Source organism: Xenorhabdus yunnanensis, assembly GCF_028598805.1.
GTDB lineage: Bacteria > Pseudomonadota > Gammaproteobacteria > Enterobacterales > Enterobacteriaceae > Xenorhabdus > Xenorhabdus yunnanensis.
In genome coordinates, this window is the sequence record NZ_JAQRFI010000279.1 from 1 (window position 1) to 315 (window position 315).

Sequence of the window (315 nt, forward strand, 5' to 3'; positions counted from 1 at the left end):
GATAAAACGCAGGGTGTTAAGTTTTTCACATTAGACCAAACAAATACTCACTAACAGGGGCGACCATCGTTCACCCCACGGACGCCCATTGTTCAGATGGGGTGGATTATGAAGATGAAAGAGAACCCAGATTTATGGGCCGAACTGCTGAACGGCTTAAAAAACTCGTGGCCGCAGATATCCGGCTCTGTTTTAGCTGCATTCATTTGCTACGGTCGCCTGATTTATGACGGCGTGGAACGCAAGAACCGCTGGGTCGAGGCGCTGCTCTGTGGTGCCTTGTCATGGAGCGTATCCAGTGGCTTAGAGATGTTC

Annotated in this window: 1 protein-coding gene; it reads left to right on the forward strand. The window is 50.2% G+C overall.

The features are described 5' to 3' along the window. Positions 1–114: 114 nt before the first annotated feature. Positions 115–315: phage holin, lambda family (locus PSI23_RS22240; protein ID WP_273557073.1), on the forward strand; the 201-nt coding region annotated here is incomplete at its 3' end.